At 60.7% G+C, this 21,334-nt stretch carries 20 protein-coding genes and 1 tRNA gene; 12 read left to right on the forward strand and 9 right to left on the reverse strand.

All coding sequences use genetic code 11. From position 1 onward, the window contains the following. Positions 1-36: 36 nt before the first annotated feature. The gene (locus AC06G5_RS17935; protein ID WP_413427792.1) at positions 37-1,134 is read left to right on the forward strand and encodes a DNA alkylation repair protein; all 1,098 of its coding nucleotides are present in this window, start codon (positions 37-39) and stop codon (positions 1,132-1,134) included. A gap of 105 nt (positions 1,135-1,239) precedes the next feature. On the opposite strand, the gene AC06G5_RS17940 is transcribed toward AC06G5_RS17935, so the two are convergent. Continuing rightward, entirely contained in the window at positions 1,240-2,142 is a 903-nt protein-coding gene (locus AC06G5_RS17940; protein ID WP_413427791.1) for a LysR family transcriptional regulator, read from the reverse strand. A gap of 132 nt (positions 2,143-2,274) precedes the next feature. On the opposite strand from AC06G5_RS17940, the gene AC06G5_RS17945 reads away from it, so the two are divergent. Together AC06G5_RS17945 and AC06G5_RS17950 are read left to right on the forward strand one after the other, a co-directional pair. Next, positions 2,275-3,921, forward strand: coding sequence for a GMC family oxidoreductase (locus AC06G5_RS17945; protein ID WP_413427790.1), 1,647 nt, complete (start codon positions 2,275-2,277; stop codon positions 3,919-3,921). 215 nt (positions 3,922-4,136) lie between these two features. Continuing rightward, complete coding sequence (locus tag AC06G5_RS17950; RefSeq protein ID WP_413427789.1) at positions 4,137-5,759, forward strand: MFS transporter; 1,623 nt, start codon at positions 4,137-4,139, stop codon at positions 5,757-5,759. A 96-nt stretch (positions 5,760-5,855) separates the two neighbouring features. Here the strand turns inward: AC06G5_RS17950 and AC06G5_RS17955 are convergent, their stop codons facing one another. Then, complete coding sequence (locus tag AC06G5_RS17955) at positions 5,856-6,224, reverse strand: DUF427 domain-containing protein (protein ID WP_413428778.1); 369 nt, start codon at positions 6,222-6,224, stop codon at positions 5,856-5,858. A 269-nt stretch (positions 6,225-6,493) separates the two neighbouring features. Here AC06G5_RS17955 and AC06G5_RS17960 point away from each other — a divergent pair, with 269 nt between their 5' ends. The 3 genes from AC06G5_RS17960 to AC06G5_RS17970 all read left to right on the forward strand — a co-directional run bounded on the left by AC06G5_RS17960 (position 6,494) and on the right by AC06G5_RS17970 (position 9,864). After that, positions 6,494-8,443 carry a DNA topoisomerase III gene (locus AC06G5_RS17960; protein ID WP_480457848.1) on the forward strand — a complete coding sequence of 650 codons (1,950 nt, stop codon included), beginning with the start codon at positions 6,494-6,496 and terminating at the stop codon, positions 8,441-8,443. 64 nt (positions 8,444-8,507) lie between these two features. Continuing rightward, positions 8,508-9,011 carry a GNAT family N-acetyltransferase gene (locus tag AC06G5_RS17965; protein WP_413428776.1) on the forward strand — a complete coding sequence of 168 codons (504 nt, stop codon included), beginning with the start codon at positions 8,508-8,510 and terminating at the stop codon, positions 9,009-9,011. Between the two features lie 523 nt (positions 9,012-9,534). Further along, positions 9,535-9,864, forward strand: a complete 330-nt coding sequence (locus AC06G5_RS17970) for a hypothetical protein (RefSeq protein ID WP_413428775.1) — start codon at positions 9,535-9,537, stop codon at positions 9,862-9,864. Positions 9,865-10,063: 199 nt separating this feature from the next. Here the strand turns inward: AC06G5_RS17970 and cynR are convergent, their stop codons facing one another. After that, positions 10,064-10,945 carry a transcriptional regulator CynR gene (gene cynR, locus AC06G5_RS17975; protein ID WP_413428774.1) on the reverse strand — a complete coding sequence of 294 codons (882 nt, stop codon included), beginning with the start codon at positions 10,943-10,945 and terminating at the stop codon, positions 10,064-10,066. A gap of 123 nt (positions 10,946-11,068) precedes the next feature. Between cynR and cynS the strand changes: the two genes are divergently transcribed. Beyond that, the gene (gene cynS, locus AC06G5_RS17980) at positions 11,069-11,536 is read left to right on the forward strand and encodes a cyanase (RefSeq protein WP_007971791.1); all 468 of its coding nucleotides are present in this window, start codon (positions 11,069-11,071) and stop codon (positions 11,534-11,536) included. 61 nt (positions 11,537-11,597) lie between these two features. Then, complete coding sequence (locus AC06G5_RS17985) at positions 11,598-12,257, forward strand: carbonic anhydrase (RefSeq protein ID WP_413428773.1); 660 nt, start codon at positions 11,598-11,600, stop codon at positions 12,255-12,257. 61 nt (positions 12,258-12,318) lie between these two features. Here AC06G5_RS17985 and AC06G5_RS17990 read toward each other — a convergent pair whose 3' ends face one another. Continuing rightward, complete coding sequence (locus AC06G5_RS17990; protein ID WP_413704605.1) at positions 12,319-13,821, reverse strand: aldehyde dehydrogenase family protein; 1,503 nt, start codon at positions 13,819-13,821, stop codon at positions 12,319-12,321. Positions 13,822-14,179: 358 nt separating this feature from the next. On the opposite strand from AC06G5_RS17990, the gene AC06G5_RS17995 reads away from it, so the two are divergent. Then, positions 14,180-14,686 carry an HvfX family Cu-binding RiPP maturation protein gene (locus tag AC06G5_RS17995; protein WP_480457853.1) on the forward strand — a complete coding sequence of 169 codons (507 nt, stop codon included), beginning with the start codon at positions 14,180-14,182 and terminating at the stop codon, positions 14,684-14,686. Between the two features lie 157 nt (positions 14,687-14,843). Here the strand turns inward: AC06G5_RS17995 and AC06G5_RS18000 are convergent, their stop codons facing one another. The 3 genes from AC06G5_RS18000 to AC06G5_RS18010 all read right to left on the reverse strand — a co-directional run bounded on the left by AC06G5_RS18000 (position 14,844) and on the right by AC06G5_RS18010 (position 18,073). Then, positions 14,844-15,818, reverse strand: coding sequence for a nitrilase-related carbon-nitrogen hydrolase (locus tag AC06G5_RS18000; protein WP_480457855.1), 975 nt, complete (start codon positions 15,816-15,818; stop codon positions 14,844-14,846). A gap of 103 nt (positions 15,819-15,921) precedes the next feature. Continuing rightward, positions 15,922-16,854: a GlxA family transcriptional regulator gene (locus AC06G5_RS18005; protein ID WP_413426746.1), complete on the reverse strand. Its 933-nt coding sequence runs from the start codon at positions 16,852-16,854 to the stop codon at positions 15,922-15,924. A 205-nt stretch (positions 16,855-17,059) separates the two neighbouring features. Continuing rightward, positions 17,060-18,073, reverse strand: a complete 1,014-nt coding sequence (locus AC06G5_RS18010) for a GlxA family transcriptional regulator (RefSeq protein ID WP_413426748.1) — start codon at positions 18,071-18,073, stop codon at positions 17,060-17,062. A 279-nt stretch (positions 18,074-18,352) separates the two neighbouring features. Between AC06G5_RS18010 and AC06G5_RS18015 the strand changes: the two genes are divergently transcribed. Then, positions 18,353-19,015, forward strand: coding sequence for a glutathione S-transferase family protein (locus tag AC06G5_RS18015; RefSeq protein WP_413426750.1), 663 nt, complete (start codon positions 18,353-18,355; stop codon positions 19,013-19,015). Positions 19,016-19,100: 85 nt separating this feature from the next. Here the strand turns inward: AC06G5_RS18015 and AC06G5_RS18020 are convergent, their stop codons facing one another. Together AC06G5_RS18020 and AC06G5_RS18025 are read right to left on the reverse strand one after the other, a co-directional pair. Then, positions 19,101-19,529, reverse strand: coding sequence for a TOBE domain-containing protein (locus tag AC06G5_RS18020; protein ID WP_008021531.1), 429 nt, complete (start codon positions 19,527-19,529; stop codon positions 19,101-19,103). Between the two features lie 277 nt (positions 19,530-19,806). Then, a tRNA-Gln gene (locus tag AC06G5_RS18025) sits at positions 19,807-19,881 on the reverse strand. Positions 19,882-20,198: 317 nt separating this feature from the next. Between AC06G5_RS18025 and AC06G5_RS18030 the strand changes: the two genes are divergently transcribed. Then, positions 20,199-20,627 carry a hypothetical protein gene (locus AC06G5_RS18030; RefSeq protein WP_413426752.1) on the forward strand — a complete coding sequence of 143 codons (429 nt, stop codon included), beginning with the start codon at positions 20,199-20,201 and terminating at the stop codon, positions 20,625-20,627. A 114-nt stretch (positions 20,628-20,741) separates the two neighbouring features. Then, entirely contained in the window at positions 20,742-21,323 is a 582-nt protein-coding gene (locus AC06G5_RS18035; protein WP_413704602.1) for a hypothetical protein, read from the forward strand. Positions 21,324-21,334: the final 11 nt, after the last annotated feature.

Here is a 21,334-nt window from a genome sequence, read left to right on the forward strand (position 1 = left end):
GTGTGATGGAATAACCACAATTTCAAAGGAACCAGCATGGCTGACCAACCTGCCCCCGCCCTCAAAGAAATCTTCAACACCGAACGCCTCAGGCACATCGCCTCCGAGATGACCGCGGTCTATCCCGCATTCGAGGCCAGGCGCTTCCTGAAGCTGGCCCAAACCGGCCTCGCAGACCTCAGCGTCATGCAGCGCATGGCCCGGGTCAGCGAATGCCTGCACGCCGTGCTGCCCCTGGACTACGAAGCGTCACTCAAGGTGCTGCGCGCCCTCGCCCCGCGCCTCAACAGCGGCTTCGTCAGCATGTGCCTGCCGCACTATGTCGCCACTTATGGCGCCCATGCGTTCGAGGTGTCGATGGACGCCCTGAGGTACTTCACCGCCTTCGGCTCCTCGGAATTCGCGATCCGCCATTTTCTGCGCAGCGACCTCGAGCGTTCGCTCAAGCTGATGCACGCCTGGTCGCTGGATGACAACGAGCATGTGCGGCGCCTGGCCAGTGAAGGCTGCCGGCCACGCCTGCCCTGGTCATTCCGGCTGGAGCCGATTCAGGCCGATCCGGAACTCGCCGCGAAAATCCTCGACAACCTCAAGGCCGACACGAGCCTGTACGTGCGCAAATCCGTGGCCAATCACCTCAACGACATCACCAAGGATCATCCCGAATGGGTGCTGGACCTGATCGAAGGCTGGTCACTGGACAACAGGCACACCGCATGGATCGCCAAACACGCCCTGCGCAGCCTGATCAAACAGGGCAACCAGCGGGCACTGGCGATCATCGGCGCGGGCGGCAAGCCTGAAGTCGAGATCGTCGATGTGAAAGTCGAACCGCCGGTGATTGGCCTGGGAGAAAAGATCACCCTGTCGTTTGCCGTCAAATCCACCGTTGAAAGCAGTCAGCGCCTGGTGATCGACTACGCCATCGATTACGTCAAGGCCAATGGCAGCACTTCGGCGAAGGTATTCAAGCTCAAGGCCCTGACGCTGCCCGGCAACGCCAGCGAAGCCGTCAGCCGGGGTCAGCACATCAAGGAACTCACCACCCGCCGGCATTACGCGGGGCGCCATGCGGTGCACATCATGGTCAATGGCGAAAGGCTGGCCAGCACGGCGTTCGAGATTCTTGCTTAAACCATAAGATCTATTTTGGATGTGCCGCCGCCTTCGCGAGCAAGCCCGCTCCCACAGGAGGACGCATTCCAATGTGGGAGCGGGCTTGCTCGCGAAGGCGTCCGTTCAAGCACCCTGGGAGTTTGACCCTAGCAGTAATGCCTGCTCCCGCTCACACAACTCCACCACATAATCCCAAAGCACCCGCAGCCGCACCGATTTGTGCAATTCGCGGCGGGTGCTGATCCAGTAGCTGCGCTGGATGCTTTCGTCCGGCAGCAGCGGCACCAGGTCCGGGTCGGCACTGGCCATGTAGCACGGCAGCACCGCGATACCCAGGCCCGAGCGCGCAGCCTGCTGCTGGGCAATCACGCTGGTACTGTGAAACACCACCTGCGGGTTGCGGCAGAAGCTGTTGAGGAACATCAGCTCCTGGCTGAACAGCAAGTCATCGACGTAGCCGATCCAGGCGTGGCGCCCCAGGTCTTCGCGACTGCGCAACGGCGGCGAACGGTCGAGATAGTCCTGGCTGGCGTAGAGCGCCAGGCGATAATCGGTGAGCTTGCGCGTGACCAGCATGTCGGCGGCCGGGCGCTCAAGGTGGATGCTGATTTCCGCCTCGCGGTTGAGGATGCTGACAAAACGCGGCACCGCCACCAGCTCCACTTCCAGCCCCGGATAGCGCTCGAACAAGCCGTTCATGCGACTGGCGAGGAACATGATGCCCAGGCCTTCGGTCACCCCGACGCGGATCTTGCCCAACGGCGCGGTGGATTGGGTGATTTCCTCCTGGGCCAGCAGCGCCACGTTCTCCATCGCTTCGGCGTGTTTAAGCAATGCCTCGCCAGCCGGGGTCATCTCATATCCCTGGGCATGCTGAACGAACAACGCCGTGCCGAGGCTCTTTTCGATGGCCTCGATGTGCCGCGCCACGGTGGCATGGGTGGTGTTCAGGCGGCGGGCGGCCGTGAGCAAACGCCCGCTGCGCTGCAATTCGAGAAAAAACCGCAGGTCATTCCAGTCGAACATGAATCGTCCTTGTTCGTTGCCGTTCGGGATGCTGTTTAAAAACGCACAGCGGCTGCGCAAAAACTAACATTCTTTTGACGAAAGCTAACAACTAGGATGACAGACAACAAGAACAACAAAACGAGGTCAGGGATGCAGACTTCCCTTGATGAGTTCGATTACATCGTGGTCGGGGCCGGGCCGGCCGGGTGTCTGCTGGCCAATCGACTGTCGGCCAATGCGCAACATCGCGTGCTGCTGCTCGAGGCTGGCGGCCGCGATAACTATGCGTGGATACACATCCCCGTGGGCTACCTGTACTGCATCGGCAACCCGCGCACCGACTGGTGCTTCAAGACCGAAGCGCAACCCGGCCTGCAAGGTCGCGCCCTGAGCTATCCGCGCGGCAAGGTGCTGGGGGGCTGCTCCTCCATCAACGGCATGATCTACATGCGCGGCCAGGCCGCTGACTACGATCGCTGGGCCGCCGACGGCAACCCCGGCTGGAGCTGGCAAGACGTGTTGCCGCTGTTCAAGCAGAGCGAAAACCACTTTGCCGGCGCCGCCGAATTCCACGGCGCCGCGGGCGAATGGCGAGTCGAACGCCAGCGCCTGTCGTGGCCGATTCTCGACGCCTTCCGCAGTGCCGCCGAACAAAGCGGCATCGCCAGTATCGATGACTTCAACCAGGGCGACAACGAAGGTTGCGGCTACTTCCAGGTCAATCAGAAGGCCGGCGTCCGCTGGAACGCGGCCAAGGCTTTTCTCAAGCCGGTGCGCCAGCGTCCCAATCTCACCGTACTGACCGGGGTCGAAGTCGACCGCGTGCTGCTGGACAATGGCCGCGCCTCGGCGGTCAGCGCCCGCTGGCAAGGCCAGGCGAAAACCTTCAAGGCCCGCAAGGAGATCGTCCTCTGTGCCGGCTCGGTCGGTTCGCCAGGCATCCTGCAGCGTTCCGGTATCGGCCCGCGTCCGCTGCTGGAGCGGCTGGGCATCGGCGTCACCCATGAGCTAACCGGGGTCGGTGGCAATTTGCAGGATCACCTGCAACTGCGGTTGATCTACAAGCTGGAAAATGCCCGCACCCTGAACCAGATTGCCGGCAGCCTGTGGGGCAAGCTGGGCATGGGCCTGCGCTACCTGTATGACCGCAGCGGCCCGCTGTCCATGGCGCCGAGCCAGTTGGGCGCCTTTGCCCGCTCGGGGCCGGAACAGACTTCGGCCAACCTCGAGTATCACGTACAACCGCTGTCGCTGGAGCGCTTTGGCGAACCGCTGCATGCGTTCCCGGCGTTCACCGCCTCGGTCTGTGATTTGCGCCCGCAAAGCCGTGGCCGGGTAGACATCCGCTCGGCCAACCCGCAGGACGCACCACTGATCCAGCCCAACTACCTCAGCCACCCGCAAGACCTGCGGGTGGCCGCCGACGCCATTCGCCTGACCCGGCGCATCGTCAGCGCGCCGGCCCTGCGCCCCTTCAACCCGGTGGAATACCTGCCCGGCGACAGCCTGCAAAGCGAAGAACAACTGCACGAAGCCGCCGCGCGGATCGGCACCACGATTTTCCACCCGGTGGGCACCTGCCGCATGGGCAACGACGCCGACGCCGTGGTCGATGCGCAACTCAAGGTCCATGGCATCCCCGGCCTGCGCATTGCCGATGCCTCGATCATGCCGCGCATCACCTCGGGCAACACCTGCTCGCCGACGCTGATGATTGCCGAGAAGGCTGCACAATTGATCCTCAACCCCGCCACAAGGAGCATCACACCGACAATGGAACTGATCGCACACCCCTGAATCCTTACGCCCCCCCTGTAGGAGCGAGCTTGCTCGCGATGAACCTGAGAGCGCACGTGGGTGTCAGGTTTACAGCGTTATCGTTGACGACCATCGCGAGCAGGCTCGCTCCTACAGGTAGCGGATACACCTGATACATCGCAGTAGCGGCACCCGCCCACAAGGCCGGCGCCGACAGTGGAACAACAAAAACAATCACTGTGAGGGATACCGGTATGTCAGAACACGTTCAATCCCTGGAAGCCGTGCGTAGCGCGGGGACCAGTCAGGAAACCCAGAAAGTCATCTTCGCCTCGTCCCTCGGGACGGTCTTCGAGTGGTACGACTTTTTCCTCTATGGCGCCCTCGCGGCGGTGATCAGCAAGCAGTTTTTTGCCGGGGTCAACGACACCACGGCGTTCATCTTTGCGCTGATGGCCTTCGCCGCCGGCTTCATCGTGCGGCCGTTCGGCGCGTTGGTGTTCGGTCGATTGGGGGACATGATCGGACGCAAGTACACCTTTCTCGCCACCATCGTCCTCATGGGCCTGGCGACGTTCTGTGTCGGGCTGCTGCCGACCTACGCCAGCATCGGCATCGCCGCGCCGATCATCCTGGTGGTGTTGCGCATGCTCCAGGGCCTGGCCCTGGGCGGTGAATACGGCGGCGCCGCGACTTATGTCGCCGAGCACGCGCCCATCGGCAAGCGTGGCTTCCACACCAGCTGGATTCAATCCACCGCGACCCTGGGCCTGCTGCTCTCGCTGCTGGTGGTGCTGGGCTGCCGCTACTTCACCGGCGATCAGTTCGAAGTCTGGGGCTGGCGCATTCCGTTCCTGTTTTCCATCGTGCTGCTGGGCATCTCGACCTGGATTCGCCTGAGCCTGCACGAATCGCCGGCCTTCGTGAAAATGAAAGAGGAAGGCAAGCTGTGCAAACAGCCGATTCGCGACTCCTTCGGCAAGTGGGAAAACCTCAAAGTGGTGCTGATCGCCCTGTTCAGCATCAATGCCGGGCAAGCGGTGACCTTCTACGCCGCGCAATTTTACGTGCTGTTTTTCCTCACCCAGTTCCTGAAAATGGACCCGGCGGTGGCCAACGGCTTGCTGATTGTCAGCGTGACCATCGGCGCCCCCTTCTTCATTTTCTTTGGCTGGCTGTCGGACAAGGTCGGGCGTAAACCGGTGCTGATGATCGGCCTGCTGCTGGCCACCGCGCTGTACTTCCCGATCTTCAAGACCCTGGCCCACTACGCCAACCCGGCCATCGACCAGGCCAGCCGCCAGGCACCGATCACCGTGATGGCCGACCCGGCCACCTGCACCTTCCAGTTCGACCCGGTGGGCAAGGCGAAATTCGACAGCCCGTGCGACAAGGTCAAGACCTTCCTGGTCAAGCAGGGCTTGCCGTACAGCAGTGCTGTCGCACCGGCCGGCAGTGGCGTGCAGGTGAGCGTCGGTGACGTGAAGATCGATGGTTTCGACGAAGCCGCCCTGCGCGGTGCCGTGACCCTCGCCGGTTACCCGCAACAGGCGGACATGCAGCAGATCAACAAGCCGATGATAGTCGCGCTGATCGTTGCGCTGATCATCATCTCCGCGATGTGTTACGGCCCGCTGGCGGCGTTGATGGTCGAACTGTTCCCGACCCGCATCCGCTACACCTCGATGTCCCTGCCCTACCACATCGGCAACGGCTGGTTCGGCGGGTTCCTCCCGACGGTGTCGTTCGCGTTGGTGGTATACACCGGGGACATCTTCTACGGGCTGTGGTATCCGGTGGTGATCACCGGGGTGAGCCTGGTGGTGGGGATGATTTTCCTGCGTGAGACCCGTAACGTGGATCTCGACAAAAACTGAGACTAGCCAGTAACAACCTGAGGGGGGGGAGCGAGCTTGCTCGCTCCCACAGGAGGCCAGTAGATCGTGGCTTCTTTGTCGCAGCGAAAACGACAATCACTCGTCGAGTTCGATGACCTCGAATTTCACTTGATCCGGATAGAAAGCCATGTACTCCTGAATCTGCCTGACGGAGACCTTGGGATTCTCGTAGCTCCACACCGCGTTGGCGCCCTCATGACCCGGGACCTGCAAATTGAAATAACTGGCATCACCCTTGTACGGGCAATAACTGGTGTGATCAGTGCGGGCGAAATACTTCTCGTCGATGTCCTCTCGCGGCACGTAGTACACCGGCGGGTAATTGGCCTCCAGCAACACCAGCGCGCGCGAGGATGCGGCCACCTGGATTCCGTGGAACTTCACCAAAAGACAGCCGGGCTGCTCGGCGATGGTGATGACAGGACTAGGACCGGAGCTTTTCATGGAATACGTTCCTCATGACGGTGATGGACCTGCAAATCAATGTGGGAGCGTGACTTGCCCGCGATGGGCTGCGCAGCAACCCCAAAACCTGAGACCACGATTTATCAGGTATAACCCAAGTTTCACCCATGCAACTGCTTCGCAGCCGAACGGGAGCAAGGCAGTCGTCGCGACACACAAAACTGTACATCCATACAGATAAAGATTGCCCGATCGTCCATCAACCGCCATTCTGTGCACCTCTGGCACATAGATCGACGATGGTGGTTATGCGGCTGTACCTCTGTGAAAAACCTTCCCAGGCCAAAGACATTGCGGCGGTCCTCGGCGCTAAACGCCGGGGCGATGGCTGCTGGCTGGGAACAGACGTCACGGTGACCTGGTGCATCGGCCACCTGCTGGAAACCGCACCGCCGGATGCCTACGACGCACGCTACAAGCGCTGGGTGCTGGCCGACCTGCCGATCATTCCGGAAAAGTGGAAAATGACCGTCAAGCCGCGCACCGCCAGCCAGTACAAGGCGGTCAAGCGCCTGCTCGGTGAAGCTTCCGAACTGATCATTGCCACGGACGCCGACCGCGAGGGCGAGATGATCGCCCGGGAACTGGTGGAGCATTGCCGCTATCGCGGACCGATCCGCCGCCTCTGGTTGTCGGCGCTGGACGATGCGTCAATCCGCAGGGCCCTCGCGGCACTTAAACCGGGGAACGAAACCTTCAGCCTCTATCACTCGGCCCTGGGGCGTTCCCGGGCCGACTGGCTGATCGGCATGAACATGAGCCGGCTGTTCACCCTGCTGGGGCGCCAGTCCGGCTATCAAGGCGTGTTGCCGGTCGGCCGGGTGCAAACGCCGACCTTGCGCCTGGTGGTGGATCGCGATCGCAGCATCGCCGACTTTGTGCCCGTCCCCTATTGGGCCATCGATGTGCAGCTGCTGCACAATGGCACCGCGTTCACGGCGCAATGGCGCGCGGCATCCGCGGTTTGTGACGATCAGGACCGCTGCCTGAATCAGGCGCTGGCACAACAAGCGGCGGCCGCCATGAGTGGCGCGGCCAGTGCGCGGGTGATCAAGCTGCGCACCGAGCGGATGCGCGAAGTGGCCCCGCTGCCGTTCGATCTGGGCACCCTGCAGGAGGTCTGTTCGAAGAAGCTCGGCCTCGGCGCCCAGGAAACCCTGGACATCGCCCAGGCGCTGTACGAGACCTACAAAGTCATCACCTATCCGCGCAGTGATTGCGGCTACCTGCCCCTCAGTCAGCACAGAGAGGCACCGGCCATCCTGGCTGCATTGCGCCAGGCCGATCCGGCGTTGAACGCCTTGCACGATCACCTCGATCCGCAACGGCGCTCACGGGCCTGGAACGATGCCAAGGTCAGCGCTCACCACGGCATCATCCCCACCGCTGCGGCGAAGAACCTCGACAAGCTGGCGGGCAAGCAGCGTGCGGTCTACACCCTGATCCGCGCCCGCTATCTGGCGCAGTTCCTGCCCAATCACGAATACGACCGCACCCAGGCCGACTTCGATTGTGCCGGCGAAGCCCTGCGCGCAGTGGGCAAGCAGATCATCGAGCCGGGTTGGAAACGCGCCCTGCCCGAAGCGCTGGCGCCGGCCAGGGCCCGCGAAGCTCCCGCGCCGCAGACACTGCCCAACCTGGCCGAAGGCATCGATTGCGCAGTGGCCGGCGTGCAACTCAAGGACCTCTGGACGCAACCGCCGAAACCGTTTACCGAAGGCGACCTGATCAAGGCCATGAAGAATGTCGCCAAACTGGTGGAAGACCCGCTGCTCAAGCAAAAGCTCAAGGACACCACCGGCATCGGCACCGAAGCGACCCGCGCGTCGATCATCCAGGGCCTGCTCGACCGTGGTTATCTGGTCAAGAACGGCAAGGCCCTGGCCGCTACACCGGCCGCGTTCAGCCTGATCGACGCCGTGCCCCGGGCCATCGCCGATCCGGGCACCACGGCGATCTGGGAACAGGCCCTGGACATGGTGCAAAGCGGGGAAATGAGCCTGGAAGAGTTCGTCACCAAACAGGCGGCGTGGATGAGCAAACAGGTCAGTCGCTGCTCCGGGCTGAGCCTGACCATCAGCGGTCCACCGCCCGCCGGGCGCGCCGCAGCCCCATGGAAAAAGAAACGCAAGAGCACCCAGCGCAAGCCGGGCGGCACCCAACGCAGGGCAAAACCGGCCGGCAAAACTCAAACCTGACACAGAACCCTGTGGCGCCGGTCATAATCAACCCTGTCCCGTGATCTGTCAGGAGCCGCTTCACATGTCTTCGATAGAACTGCACGCCGCCCAGCGCGATGAGCTGGAAACCATCGAAAACCTGATGCAGTTCTATACCTACGATTTCAGCGAATGGTTACCGCTGAAACTGGGTGACTACGGTTTCTTCAACATCCAGCCGATGTCGGACTACTGGCGAAACCCGGCCACCCGCCCCTTCCTGATCAAGGTCGACGCAGAACTGGCCGGCTTCGTGACCGTGGATAACCAGACCCATCTTCCCGGCGCCGAATACAACATCGGTTATCTGTTCGTCAGCCGACGCTTTCGTGGCCAGGGTGCCGCCCGGTTTGTCGTGTCCACCCTCTTGAGTCAATTCCCCGGTCAATGGCAGATTTTCCATATCGAGGCCAATCAGCCGGCACGGCTGTTCTGGGCAGCCGTCATGCCAGGGCTCGACATTGGCGGGCTCACCTTGCATCAGCAGGTGGTTGACCGCCATCCCTGCACTTTTTACCGCTTTCAGTGTCCGCCCCAGTCGCCCTGACCGGCACACACTCGACTCCCCGTGCTAATTCCCAACGGCTTTGTAGGACAATATGTAGTGACTAAAAATAATCACTACAAAACCGTTGACGCCTCCGATTTGCCCTTGCATGATGCAGACGTCTCCCCGATCGGGAGTACAGGCAACACGTTTGAGCAAGCTCGTCTGACCGCCGAGCTGTTTTTCCCGGATACACGCTGCCCACAAGGCAGATTGAAGAAGCTGACCTGGCCTGAACGTCCAGTACAAGGGCGAGAAGTCTTGGCGAGCAATCCTCATGAAGCTTGTGGTCGACCCTGAAAACGTCGGCAGTGGCCTTAAGGTTTTCGCCGCTTCTCTTCGTTGTGACGCTATTGCGTAGCAGTTATTCAACACGACTACATGCAACAGACGCAGGACCCCGCCCGATAAGGCGGTCGAACGCTGACGTCCTGGTTTCGGTGCCAGGGATCAACTAACCGATGGGCTACCTGTATTAGCGAATCAACTTTGAAAGATCACCAATTGGTCAAGGGGCTTTATGATGAATCTGAACAATCAACCAACTATCGATGAACTGGCTCGTATGTTCGCGGCAAAAAAAGACAGCCACGACAGCCATATTCTCTGGATCAGCAAGTGTGGCCAGGTGCATATCGACTGCCTGTCGCCGCACGCCCATGAAGCAGAGTTCGACCAGAACAACCAGAACCTGCTCGCCCGACTGAAGATGTACCGTCGCGGCCAGGGCTATGTCGGCAAGAAAGCCGCAGCCGACAAGGACTTCATCGGTAGTGTTCTGCAAACTCTGAAACAGGCCTGGGCCTCGATGCAGAATCAGAACGAAGTTCGGGTGATTGACCGGTTCTACTGATTGAAATGAGTCATTACTGACTTATAAATAAAAAGGCCTGCTCCCAAAAAGAGCAGGCCTTTTTTTCGTCCAGGACACGCCCTCTTGTAGGAGCTGGCTTGCCAGCGATAGTCGTTAACGATAACGCGTGTAACCCGGATAAAAGCGGCGCACTTGAGTCCATCGCCGGCAAGCCGGCTCCTACAGGGTTTAGTCGTCGTTAGGAAAAATCAGCCCCCAACACCAGATCCACAAACGCCAGTGACGCCGCACTGTGGTAGTTGTTCTTGCGCCGAAGCAACGCGGCCCCGCGCTCAGGTGCTGCGCCCAGCATCGACAGTTTGCGCAATGCCCGATCCTGCGTGGCGATGGGTTCCGGCAGGATGGTGGCGATGGAGGAATGCCGGATGACTTCCAGCAGCGTGTTGACCGAGTTCACTTCAATCGCCACTTTGGGCGTGATCTGCACCTGAGCGAAATACTCGTCGATGCACGTACGGGTGATGTAGTCCGGGGTCAGCAGCGCAAACTCAAGCTGAGCCACCTCTGCAGCAGACAACGGGTCCTGATGTTCGTAAAGCGGATGATCGCGCCCGACCATCAACCCCAGGGTTTCGGTAAAGGCCGGGATCGATTCGATGTCGGTGCTTCTCACCTGATCGAACGCAATCGCGATATCCAGCGAATCATCCGCCAGCCCGGCCTCGATCCCGTCCATCGACAACTCGAAAATCTCCAGGTGGATGTTCGGGTAACGCGCCACGTAGTCGCGCACCAGCGGCCCTACCAGATAGGCCATGAAGGTCGGCGTCATGGCCAGGCGCAAGGTCCCGCGGGACAAATCCTTCACGTCGTGCAACGCACGCTTGCCCGCTTCCAGCTCCACCAATACCCGCCGCGCGCATTCAATGTAAGCCTGGCCGGCATCGGTCGGCTTGACCGTGCGCGAGGTGCGGTCGAACAGGCTCACGCCCAGGGAGTCTTCCAGTTGGCGGATCTGCTGCGACAAGGTCGGCTGGGACACATGCAGCACTTCGGCAGCGCGCGTGAAACCACCGTGGTCGGCCACCGCCAGCAGGTAACGCAAATGTCGAAGCAACATGGGATTCTCCATCTATAGGCAGTACTTATGGCTAGCATTGTATATCGGTCTTGGACGCTATGGATGGATCGGCAGAAGATGGCCCCACACCCAAGCAACATCCCTTCCGATAGGAGAATCACCATGCAACAGTCCCATGCCTACAACGACCCAAGCCTGGCCCTGACCACTTCTGTCCTTGACGCCAAGGCGCGCAAAAACCTGTCGTGGCAGGACCTGGCCGACGGCACCGGATTGAGCCTGGCCTACGTCACCGCCGCCCTGCTCGGTCAACATCCGCTGCCGGAAAGCGCGGCCAAAGTAGTCGGCGACAAACTTGAACTGGACGCCGACGCCGTGGCCCGGCTGCAGATCATCCCGCTGCGCGGCAGCCTCTCGGGTGTGCCGACCGACCCGACCATCTACCGCTTCTACGAAATGATCCAGATCTACGGCACCACCCTCAAAGCCCTGGTTCATGAGCAGTTCGGCGACGGCATCATCAGCGCGATCAACTTCAAGCTCGACATGAAAAAAGTAGAAGACCCGGAAGGCGGCTCCCGCGCAGTCATCACCCTCGACGGCAAGTTCCTGCCCCTGCGTCCTTTCTAAGTTGATAGCGGCCCGCACGCCCCGTGCGGGCCGAACCCTGCCCAGCCATGAGGAAGCGATCATGCAAGCGCTCATCGACGGTTTCTTGAAGTTCCAGAAAGAAGCCTTTCCGCAACGCACCGACCTGTTCAAACACCTGGCCACCACCCAACATCCAGGCACGCTGTTCATCACCTGTTCCGACAGCCGTGTCGTGCCGGAACTGCTGACCCAGCAAGAGCCCGGTGAACTGTTCGTGATCCGTAACGCCGGCAACATCGTGCCGTCCTACAGCCCGCATCCGGGTGGTGTGTCGGCCACGGTCGAATATGCCGTCGCTGTGCTCGGCGTGACCGATATCGTGATTTGCGGCCATTCGGACTGCGGTGCCATGACGGCGGTGGCCAAGTGCAAATGCATGGACCACCTGCCCGCCGTCAGCGGCTGGCTGCAACACGCCGAGTCGGCGAAAGTGATCAACGAAGCCCGGCCACACGCCAGTGAAGCGGCCAAGGTCAGTTCGATGGTTCGGGAAAACGTCATCGCCCAACTGGCCAACATCCAGACACACCCGAGCGTGCGACTGGCCCAGGAAAAAGGCCTGTTGAACCTGCATGGCTGGGTGTACGACATCGAGACCGGTTCGATCGACGCGCTGGATGCCGACAGCCGAAGCTTCCTGTCGCTGGTCGAATACCCAGGCACTTGTGCCGTATCGGCCAAAGTGATCAAGGCCGCTTGATCAGCGCCGCCGATCGTTGAAGAAAGTGACCGCCCTTGCAGCGGTCACTGATTGTTCCGGCTCAGCGTTTGACGCCCAGGTCGATCTGGGTCATGCGGCTACGAATGGTGAACACACCATCGCCCGAGAGAATCGCACTGCGAGCAAACAGGCGCCCGCTCTCCCAGTTCGAAAGACCCAGTTCCGGCTTGTTCAACGCGTACTGGCCGTCGACCCAACGAGTGATGCCATTACCGACAAAAGGCGCGTTGACCGCGTTGTAGAAGTGTTCCTGCGCCTCTGCACTTTCACTGATCAATGACACCGTGAATTGCGGGCTGTAGCGGTTGAACAAGGCAATGGCGCTGTCCAGGTCATCAACGATTTTCAGGCTGACTTCCGGGGTTTCCTCCCACTCCCATTCACGACCCAATTGAGCTTCCGGCAACGGTTCGGCCTGCGCCTCGGTCTGATAGCCTTCGGCGCGGTACACCTTGACCGTTGCCGCCAGCCAGTCTGGCGGCAGGTACGACTCGCAGCCTTCAACGATGTGCAGCTTGCAACCCTGGCCCCGTGCGGTGCCGGCCTGCTTGAGTGCATCGAGGAACAGCGGCACCAGTTCAGCGGCGCGGTCGCGGTGAATCAGGCAGACGTTCAGGGTGTTGCAGACCTTGCGGTCCAGGGAGTTGCGCACCACCGCGGCAAAGCGCTGGGCGTCGGCATCGGCATGGGCGATCAGCCAGGCGCCACCGGTGCCGTGCAGGCTGACCGCCGTGCCGGCCTGCTGCGCGATGCTGCCCAACTGGCTGACGGCGCGACCCGAACCGCGGGCCACCGCCAATGACAGGCGCCGGTCCGCGAACATCGCCCAACCGGCGGCGTGGTTGACACTTTCCACCAGCGACACGGCACCGGCCGGCAGGCCGGCATCGCTCAGCGCTGGGTTCAGCGCATGGGTGACGATCGCCTGGGCCGTGCCCAACGCATCACTGCCGATGCGCAGCACAGCGGTGTTGCCGGTGCGCAACACACCGGCGGCATCGGCAAACACATTCGGCCGGCCTTCGAAGACGAACGCGACGATGCCCAACGGCGAGACCACTTGCTCGACTTTCCAGCCATCGTGCTCCACACAGCTGATCACCTTGCCACGGCTGGCCGCTGCATCACGCCAGGCGCGCAGGCCGGCGATCATGTCGCGACGCATGCGCTCATCGGCGAGCAACCGGGTGGTCGAGCGACCGCGCGCCTTGGCCCGTTCGATGTCGGCCAGGTTGGCGGCTTCGATCAACGCCCAGCATTCAGGGGTTTCCAGGCGCTGGGCAAACAGGTCGAAGAAGGCGCTGATCGCTTGATCAGACACGGCCGACAGCGCGGTAAACGCCGCTTCGGCACGCTCGATCGCGACGCTGGCCGCTTGCTGGTCCGCCACCGGGATCAGCAGCAACTCGCCGCTGACCTGCTCCACCAGCAGGTGGTCACCGGGCTGGAAGCGCTGCGCCAGTTCGGGGCTGACGACAGTGACACGATTACCGGCGAAAGGGATGGGCGTGCCAGCGACTAGACGTTCGAGCGCAAGAGACATGAAGCGGTTACACCATGCAATGGGCGGCCGGAAAATGTATAGCAAATTCCCTGTAGGAGCGAGCTTGCTCGCGATAGCGGAGTGTCAGGCAGCATCCATTTGACTGACCTGGCGCTATTCGCGAGCAAGCCCGCTCCCACCCTGGTTGTGCACTGGATGAAAAATCCCGTGGTTACGTATCTCAATGTATACAGCCCCGCCCCCGACACACCCCGCACTCAAAACCCCGCCACAACGACACACCGCAGATACACCCCATTGATGAAATACGCCTGCCGATCGGCCACGCCGATCAATGCGCTCAACTCACGGGGCATGCCGTTGCCCCGCCTCCCTGACCTGAAAGAGATCAACGTCCATGAGCACCTCCATTTCTTCGGCCGTCAAAGGCCTGCACCTGAACCTCGACCGTACCGGCGACTGGGTTGCCCCCCTGGCGTTGCGAGTGTTCCTCGCCTGGGAATTCTTCGAGTCGGGCCTTGAGAAATTCAACGGCCAGAACTGGTTCGCCGATATCCAGAACCGCTTCCCGTTTCCGTTCGACCACATTCCCGCGACGCTGAACTGGGAGCTGTCGATGTGGGCCGAACTGATCTTTTCCATGACTTTGCTGCTGGGCCTGGGCACGCGTTTTTCGGCGTTGAGCCTGATGGTCGTGACCCTCGTCGCAACTGCCGCCATCCATTGGCCCGCCGACTGGCACACCCTGAGTGAACTTGCCCAGGGCTATGCCATCAGCAACAAGGGTTACGGCAACTTCAAACTGCCATTGATCTACCTTGTGGCCTTCACACCGCTGCTGCTGTCGGGTGCCGGCAAGCTCAGCATCGATGCGCTGCTGACCCGTTTCTTCTGGCGGCGCTGAAACGAAACCTGCAACGCGGACAAAAAAAGTAACGCAATACCTGTAGGAGCCGGCTTGCCGGCGATGGTCGTTAACGATAACGCGGGTGAACTGGGCAAACGCAGCGCACTTGAGTCCATCGCCGGCAAGCCGGCTCCTACAGGGGACCGTGCCGAAACTAACGAATCAGTTCCTCCAGCCCGGTCTCTTCGGCCAGCTTCGGATGCGCACTACGCTCGTGCACATGGGCTTGAGGTGTGCGATCAATCAACAGGCTCAGCAGTTCCGGGCGGCTGTAGTGGCCGCGCGAATCCATCACGCGTTTGCGCTTGTCGATCAGGCTCATGTCGAGGTCGGCAATCACCTCGCCCTCACCTTCCAGCAACGAGCCCAGCACCGTGCCATCCGGGCTGATGATCGCGGTATAGCAACCGCCGGAGATCGGGCCGATGGCGCAACCGGTATCGGCCATGATCTGCGCCTGTTGCTCGGGGTACAACCATGCCGTGGAGTTGACCACGAAGCACGCTGCCTCCAGGGCATGCTGGCGAATGCTGACTTCCATTTGCGCGGCGAACAGGGGACCGGCAAACGACCCCGGGTACATCGCCGCATGGATCTGCTCGCCATCGGCCATCAAGGCATAACGGGCCAGCGGGTTGTAATGCTCCCAGCAGGCCAATTGACCGATGCGCCCTACCGCGCTGTCGACGGCCCGCAGGCCGGAGCCGTCGCCCATGCCCCAGATCATGCGTTCGTGGTAGGTCGGGGAAATCTTGCGACGACGCTGGATCAGCGAGCCGTCGGCATCGAACAACAACTGCGTGTTGTACAGCGTGCCGCCATCGCGCTCGTTGACGCCAATGGACACGACCATGCCGGCTTGCCTGGCCGCAGCGCCGATGGCATCGGTGGCAGCTGAGGGCACGGTGACCGCCTGATCCAGCAGCTTGAGGTGCTCGGCGGCCATTTCGAACGGCGACTGCACGTAGGAAAAGTACGGGTAGTACGGCACGACGGTTTCCGGAAACACAGCGAATTGCACGCCCTGTTCGCCGAGTTCGAGAATCTTCTGCACCACTTTGTCGACGGTGCCTTCTCGGCTGTAAAGAACGGGGCTGATTTGTACGGCGGCGGCTTTGACGAGGCTCATGGCGGTGATCTCACTGAAGGAAAGGTTTCAACGAGATAAAGATTACGACAATAATATAAAGGCATGAATGTCGTATGCACCACCTTTTAGGACATCACGAAGATCACCCCCGACTGGCACGCTGAATCACCTGCGGCGGCTGTCCGAAAGCACGTATAAAAGCGCGGCGCATACGTTCCCGATCACCAAAACCAGTGGCTGTCGCCACTGCATCGATGGAGTGCCGCCCGCTTTCCATCATCAACCGGGCCGACTCGACCCGCAGGTTTTCGATGGCCTTGGCCGGAGACTGGCCGGTTTCGGCATGAAACACCCGGCTGAATTGCCGGGGGCTGAGATTGGCCGCGCTGGCCAGTTCCTCGACCGTCAGCGCCGACTTGAGATTCTGCTTGGCGTAGTTCAGCGCGGCCTGTATCCGGTCGGTCCTGGGGGCCAGTTCCAGCATCACCGAAAACTGCGACTGCCCGCCGGAACGCCGGTGGTACACCACCAATTGCCGCGCCACCTTGCGGGCAACCTCGGCGCCCAGATCCATCTCCACCAGCGCCAACGCCAGGTCCACGCACGCGCTCATGCCCGCCGCCGTCCACAGGTGGCCATCGTTGATGAAGATCCGGTCTTCCTCGACCTTCACGTTCGGGTACGCCTTGCGAAAGGCCGGTACATGCGCCCAGTGGGTCGTCGCCCGCCGACCGTCGAGCAAACCGGCCTCCGCCAATGCATTCGCCCCCGTGCAAATCGAGCCCAGACGCCGGGTGCCGTGACTGGCGCGGCGCAAAAACGCCAACATGCCCGGTGTGGTCGGGCGGATCAGGTTGTCGCCCATGACCAGCAGCGTATCGAACGAACGCTGGTCGAACGCTTCGGTCTGCACACCGAAACCGGCGGACGTCTGCACCAGGCCACCCGGCTCGGACAATAAGGCAATGCTGTACAACGGCTCATCTGCGGCGTTGTTGGCCAACTCGAAGGCGGCACACATGGCCAGCCCCAGAACCTGAAAACCGGGGTAAACAATCAGTCCGATCTGGTGCATGGCGCAATGACCCTAAACGTGGCATGCCTGACAATCAGGCCAGAATTTGCACTCTAACCCGAACAGCTCGCAGCGGAAATCAGGGTGACGCCGGCCGGCATCACATCCGACAGCGCATGTGGCCGCTGTCGGATGAACAGGCGTGACTCTTACCATGCCGACATCGTGCGGCAGGTCGACGGCGAGGCCGGCGTTGATCGGCGGCCTACTTCACCAGCCTGGTTTCCCTGGACGGCCGATAGCCAAAATAAGAGCTGTAGCACTTGCTGAAATGGCTGGGAGAAACGAAACCACAGGCGACCGAGACCTCGACGATGGTCAGCGTGGTGTGCTGCAGCAAGCGCCGCGCTTCGGTGATGCGCAGGTCCATGTAATAGCGTTGCGGCGTGGTGCCCAACTGCTCCTTGAACAGACGCTCGATCTGCCGGCGAGAGCGCCCTGCGTAGAGGCAGAGCGTTTCCATTTCCAGCGGTTCCTCCAGATTGGCGTCCATCAGGTTGACCACCTCTCTGAGCGGACCACTGACCGAGACATTCAGCGACGGCTTGATGCGCCGGTAGCGTGAGGCTTCAAACGCCAGAATGTCTTCGATGCCATCGGTCAGCGCCTTGTCGTACAGCCCCCTGATCCACTCCAGGGCCATATAGAAAGTACCCGTCGGGCTCGACGCTGTCAGGCGGTCACGATCCACCACGTAGGCTTCGCTGGTCACCTGGGTCAGCTTGGCAATTTCCGCCAGTGCCGGGCGGTGTTCCGGGTGAATCGCACAGCGATAACCCTCGAGCAAACCGGCGCGTCCGAGAAACCACGCGCCGTTCCACACGCCAGCCAGGGTAACGCCCTGCTGCGCCGCGTCTTGCAGCAGGTTGATCAATGCCTCGTCGGCGTGCAGATGGGTGCGGTATCCGCCACAGACCACCAGCAGGTCCAGGTTCTGTATCTCGGCATGGCTCAGGCAGGCGTCGGGACGGATGACCAGCCCCAGATCGCTGATCACCTCTGCGTCCTTCAGGCCGAAGGTTTTCGTTGAAAACAGCTCCGGCCGCAACAGGTTGGCCGTCACGACCGTATCCAGCGCCTGGGTAAACGCCGGCAGCGAGAAATGCTCGAGCAACAGGAAACCTGCACGCGCCTGCAGAACGGATTGGCCTTCATGCTCCTTGAGGAAGCGAAGGTTCTTGCCTTTCATCGCTCCGCTGAACTGACGTCGCTCTACCAACGCTCGCCTCGCTTCGTCCTGTCGACGAACCTGTGAAATAACGCTTTGATACCTGTCACTCCCGACCTGGAAACCTGTATCCCCTGGCGCCGATCATTCGGCGCCTGCACTGTTTACGCAAGTTGAAAGCCTTGGGCAAGCCAGTCTTTTGCCCTTAAACCAGTTTGCGCGGGGAATGGCAATCGCCACCGAGATCACAGCCACCTGACGAACCGCCTCGCACCGAAGCGAACCTGGGTCGATACTGCACGGGCCTCCCCCTTCACCAAGGAAAGGAACATGCCGCTGACTCTTTATTTCCATCCGCTCTCGTCGTTCTGCCACAAAGCGCTGATCGCTCTCTATGAACTGGATATCGAGTTTGAAAAAAGGATCATCGACCTGGGCAACGAGGCTGACCGGGCTGAGCTGCAAGCACTTTGGCCACTCTGCAAATTTCCGGTGATCCGCGATCACGACCGCCAACGGAACGTAGCCGAGTCGAGTGTGATCATCGAGTACCTGGACCACCACCAGGCCGGCCACCTGTGCCTGATTCCTGAAGATTGGGATGCCGCGCTGGAAGTACGCCTGTGGGATCGTTTTTTCGACCTGCACGTCCAGGTACCGATGCAGAAGATCGTCGCTGACCGAATGAACGCCTCCAACGGCGACCTGACCCGCGAACGCGCCGCGCTGACAACGGCGTACGGCATGCTTGAACATCAGTTGAGCGCAAACGCCTGGGCCGCCAGCCCGGCGTTCAGCATGGCCGACTGTGCCGCTGCCCCGGCGCTGTTCTATGCCAGCACCCTCGTGCCGTTTCCCGACGATCATCATCGCTTGAGTGCTTATTTCGACAGGTTGATCCAGTGGCCCTCGGTCAAACGGGTGATCGACGAGGCAAGGCCGTACTTTTCCATGTACCCGTTCGCCGAGGCCATTCCACAACGGTTTCGGTAGTGATGATTGGGAGCCGAAAACGAAAAATCCCCGTGATCCATCAGGAAATCGATCACGGGGATCAGTAAGCAATGCTTGTGTCTGATCAGGCCGGAACGCCCAGGATGATGTGGGAAGCCTTGATCACGGCCGTGGCGCTGACGCCGGTTGCCAGACCCAGCTCTGCCACAGCATCGCGGGTGACGATCGAATAGACCTTCGAACCGCCGGCCAGCTCGATGACCACCTCTGCGTTGACCGCACCATCGGTAACGCTCAGTACCTTGCCTTCCAGGCAGTTACGCGCCGACAGGCGAATGTCGCTCGATTCGGTCATCAACATCACCCACGGCGCCTTGATCAGCGCGACGGCTTCTTTGCCGACGGCGATGCCGAGGCTCTTGATGCTTTCCATGGTGACGACGGCAACCAGTTGCTCTCCGCCCGCCAGGGTCAGAACCACTTCGGCGTTGACCGCGCCTGGCTGGACCTGACTGACTTTGCCTTTGAATACGTTGCGTGCACTGACTTTCATGTGAGGCGTCCTTTTCTTGACTTTGAAGTTAGGAAACGGCGGGGATCATCAGTGTAAGCGCTATGTAGAAACAACTACAGCGCTGCGCTGGTTCAGTGACGGATGGCCAGATCAGCTGAAAAGTCTTGATGAAACGCGCCGAAAGGACACCCGTGAGCCTTGGCTGGACGCTGACTGGCAAGGGAACATCAGGGAAATGGACAACGGACGCAAAAAACCAGCGAATCAGCGAATCAGAACCGCCGACGAAGTGTTATCTGATTATGCAGGAAGAAAATGGCAGGGGCGGCTGGATTCGAACCAACGCATGGCAGGATCAAAACCTGCTGCCTTACCGCTTGGCGACGCCCCTGTATCTGTTGCGATGAGTGCCTGGCACTCGCTTACTTGAGTGGCAACAAGACCTGTTGCCTGCTTGCGCGAGAGGCTCCGTGAGGGCCTGTGCAAGAGTGGGCGCAAATTTACCAACTTTTGCCTCGTCTGGGAAGCCCCAACACAATATTTTGTTTTTTAAAACAGATGCTTAGTGTTGAGCCGAATCGCGGCGAACGGTCGGCACACATTCAGCCCGACCAGGTCTGCTACGCTTTTCTCGAATGGAATCAGGAATCGTCAGCGCAACACCCTTCCCCTTGCAATCTGAGGGCGCCAAATGTGAAAGGCAAATTAATGGGTACCGCTGCAACCCTCCTGGTGGTCGGGGCGGCGATTTATGGATTGAACACCTGGGATCACATCCAGAGTCAGCGACAGGAAGCGGTCTGCAAGACCGCCCGGGAGCATCTCGACAGGCTGCAAATCCAGGCGCGGGCGCTGGCCTCCGGGTTGACGGTCGAAGCCTATGCCGAAGCCGAAAAAGCCGAGGCAGGCCAGTTGGTCCTGGCACTCGATACCGCCAGGAATGAAGCCGAGGTCGATGCCGTCATCGACAAGCACTCCGCGACTATCGAAGCGCAGATAACCGCCGAGGACGCCGAGGTCCAGTCCCGGGGCGAGCAACCCTTCCTCGGTCAGGAACTCAAGAAGCAACGCATCCCCACCGATGTCAAACAGGAATTCAAACGGGCTGAAAAAGCCGTCGCCGACTCCTGTGAATAATGTCGACCGCTAGCTCCGGGTTTGTCGCCAGCGTCTAGACTTCAGCAAAAGCAGCTTGCAACCAGACTCCGCGTTAACAACAAAAATCCTGCAAAAAACGAGGGGGTCTCGACCTTGAAAACATCAACCCTCTGCGCCATGGCGTGCCTGCTGGTGTCGGCCGCGGTGTCTGCCAACTGCGTCATTCCGGTCCTCGAAATGGACTTCACACGGTCTGCGATGGAAGCCCTGAAAAAAATCGGTATCGACGACGCGTGCATCATCGCCGCTTCCAGCCCTGCTGCGTTCACCTACTGCCGGGAAGGATCGATGACTCTCTGGAAGTACCAGGCACTGGACCTGGAACAAATGGCCGCGACGCACAATGATGCGCAGCAGCCCTCGACGGTCTACCAAGCCATTTCTGTCCTGGAGTTCGGGAGCGCGGCCTGTGAACACGAGAACAGCCTGGCCGCCGCTAAAAAGCCGGCAACCATACGCTGGCTGATCCTCGGCCTGATGGCCATTTCACTGCTGACGGGATTGGGTTACACCTGGCGGGCCATTCTGCAGCGCCGCCAAAACGCCACCGCGTACTCGCAACCCCATGAACAAGCGTCGAACGAATTGCAGGCCACTGCACATACAAAAGCCCTGGCAGCGTTTGGTCTGGCAGTTGCCGTGGCATACATCTACTTCAACTACGCCGGGTTTTGAACAACAGGTGA

Source organism: Pseudomonas sp. WT-JTC (assembly GCF_056711565.1).

Excerpts from the sequence above, each read along its gene's own strand:
- AC06G5_RS17935 (WP_413427792.1), top strand. The coding sequence starts at position 37 with ATGGCTGACCAACCTGCCCCCGCCCTCAAAGAAATCTTCAACACCGAA.
- AC06G5_RS17940 (WP_413427791.1), bottom strand. The coding sequence starts at position 2,142 with ATGTTCGACTGGAATGACCTGCGGTTTTTTCTCGAATTGCAGCGCAGC.
- AC06G5_RS17945 (WP_413427790.1), top strand. The coding sequence starts at position 2,275 with ATGCAGACTTCCCTTGATGAGTTCGATTACATCGTGGTCGGGGCCGGG.
- AC06G5_RS17950 (WP_413427789.1), top strand. The coding sequence starts at position 4,137 with ATGTCAGAACACGTTCAATCCCTGGAAGCCGTGCGTAGCGCGGGGACC.
- AC06G5_RS17955 (WP_413428778.1), bottom strand. The coding sequence starts at position 6,224 with ATGAAAAGCTCCGGTCCTAGTCCTGTCATCACCATCGCCGAGCAGCCC.
- AC06G5_RS17960 (WP_480457848.1), top strand. The coding sequence starts at position 6,494 with ATGCGGCTGTACCTCTGTGAAAAACCTTCCCAGGCCAAAGACATTGCG.
- AC06G5_RS17965 (WP_413428776.1), top strand. The coding sequence starts at position 8,508 with ATGTCTTCGATAGAACTGCACGCCGCCCAGCGCGATGAGCTGGAAACC.
- AC06G5_RS17970 (WP_413428775.1), top strand. The coding sequence starts at position 9,535 with ATGAATCTGAACAATCAACCAACTATCGATGAACTGGCTCGTATGTTC.
- cynR (WP_413428774.1), bottom strand. The coding sequence starts at position 10,945 with ATGTTGCTTCGACATTTGCGTTACCTGCTGGCGGTGGCCGACCACGGT.
- cynS (WP_007971791.1), top strand. The coding sequence starts at position 11,069 with ATGCAACAGTCCCATGCCTACAACGACCCAAGCCTGGCCCTGACCACT.
- AC06G5_RS17985 (WP_413428773.1), top strand. The coding sequence starts at position 11,598 with ATGCAAGCGCTCATCGACGGTTTCTTGAAGTTCCAGAAAGAAGCCTTT.
- AC06G5_RS17990 (WP_413704605.1), bottom strand. The coding sequence starts at position 13,821 with ATGTCTCTTGCGCTCGAACGTCTAGTCGCTGGCACGCCCATCCCTTTC.
- AC06G5_RS17995 (WP_480457853.1), top strand. The coding sequence starts at position 14,180 with ATGAGCACCTCCATTTCTTCGGCCGTCAAAGGCCTGCACCTGAACCTC.
- AC06G5_RS18000 (WP_480457855.1), bottom strand. The coding sequence starts at position 15,818 with ATGAGCCTCGTCAAAGCCGCCGCCGTACAAATCAGCCCCGTTCTTTAC.
- AC06G5_RS18005 (WP_413426746.1), bottom strand. The coding sequence starts at position 16,854 with ATGCACCAGATCGGACTGATTGTTTACCCCGGTTTTCAGGTTCTGGGG.
- AC06G5_RS18015 (WP_413426750.1), top strand. The coding sequence starts at position 18,353 with ATGCCGCTGACTCTTTATTTCCATCCGCTCTCGTCGTTCTGCCACAAA.
- AC06G5_RS18020 (WP_008021531.1), bottom strand. The coding sequence starts at position 19,529 with ATGAAAGTCAGTGCACGCAACGTATTCAAAGGCAAAGTCAGTCAGGTC.
- AC06G5_RS18030 (WP_413426752.1), top strand. The coding sequence starts at position 20,199 with ATGGGTACCGCTGCAACCCTCCTGGTGGTCGGGGCGGCGATTTATGGA.